The organism is Mammaliicoccus stepanovicii (assembly GCF_002902525.1).
GTDB classification, from domain to species: Bacteria; Bacillota; Bacilli; order Staphylococcales; family Staphylococcaceae; genus Mammaliicoccus; species Mammaliicoccus stepanovicii.
The window spans coordinates 1-1,035 of record NZ_PPQZ01000130.1 but is presented as its reverse complement, the minus strand read 5'-3'; the positions used below and the strand labels follow the sequence as shown (position 1 = coordinate 1,035).

The window sequence follows — 1,035 nt, the reverse complement described above, 5'->3', positions numbered from 1 at the left end:
AATCAATACAATTAAGAAAGAAAAATTATTTTTTATACATTTTTATTATTGTGTTTATAAGATATATAAAGCATGAATATTATAAAAAGCATAAATGGTATTATGTTATGGATAATATCATGGTTAGTTAGAAATGGTTGGTCAGAAAGTAAATTTGTAATACCTTGAAATGAAACACAAAATATTAAGATGAAAAAAAAGGTCAAGCAGTAATGTTTATTTTTCATGAAAATCCTCCTCATATATATATATATATATATAACATAAAAAAAGGAGTCTATTTTTTATCTATCTTGAATTGATGAAAATTAATCATATATGTAAAAAAACGAATATAATCAAGTATAAGATACTTTGATCATATTATTAAGATTATTATTACACAAGCAAACAAAATTGAGGCACAATATGGAAAAAGGAGGTGTAAAAATGAAAAAGATATCAAAATCTGAACTTAAAAAGATTAATGGTGGAGACAACAAGCGGTTTTGGGAAGGTGTAGGAAAAGCAGCAGGAGCTACAGCTTATTGCACAGCAAATTTAGGGTATACTAACCTAATACCGGGAGCAACTGGAATGTGTGCATACTTAAGGTATAATAAATAACTTAAAAAGGGAGCATTATTATGAAGAAATTAGATGAAAAGAAACTTAAAGAAATTAATGGTGGAAACCCATTAGTACTTTTGGGACTAGGAGCAGTAGGTTATGTTTCAAAAAGCGCTTTCGATCATCTTGACGAAATTGGAAGAGGATTTAAAAAAGGATATAGCGGTAAATAAAAACTCCCAGTTTGGGAGTTTTTATTTATGAAAATTAAGAATAGGCAACAATAGCAATCTTGGTAAGTATCTTTGCACTCCAAGTTATAGCTGGATTTGTTTTTTTCTTACCACCATTGATTAATCTTAATTCTTCATCAGTTAAAGTTTTCATATAGTTCACCTCCTACTATCAATAATAATAGGAGGTGAACTATAATATTAAAATATATCTTGAAATAAGAATATGCATGCATATATTAATGTTTATTAC

The 1,035-nt window shown here is 27.2% G+C and carries 3 protein-coding genes; 2 read left to right on the top strand and 1 reads right to left on the bottom strand.

Going from position 1 to position 1,035, the window contains the following annotated elements; all coding sequences use genetic code 11:
- Window positions 1–429: 429 nt before the first annotated feature.
- Window positions 430–606 (top strand): bacteriocin, encoded by a 177-nt coding sequence (locus CD111_RS12195; protein WP_103268519.1) that lies wholly within the window; start codon window positions 430–432, stop codon window positions 604–606.
- A gap of 20 nt (window positions 607–626) precedes the next feature.
- Window positions 627–782, top strand: coding sequence for a bacteriocin (locus CD111_RS12190; protein ID WP_095085966.1), 156 nt, complete (start codon window positions 627–629; stop codon window positions 780–782).
- A 34-nt stretch (window positions 783–816) separates the two neighbouring features.
- On the opposite strand, the gene CD111_RS12395 is transcribed toward CD111_RS12190, so the two are convergent.
- Window positions 817–936, bottom strand: coding sequence for a bacteriocin (locus tag CD111_RS12395; protein WP_145954956.1), 120 nt, complete (start codon window positions 934–936; stop codon window positions 817–819).
- Between the last annotated feature and the right edge of the window lie 99 nt (window positions 937–1,035).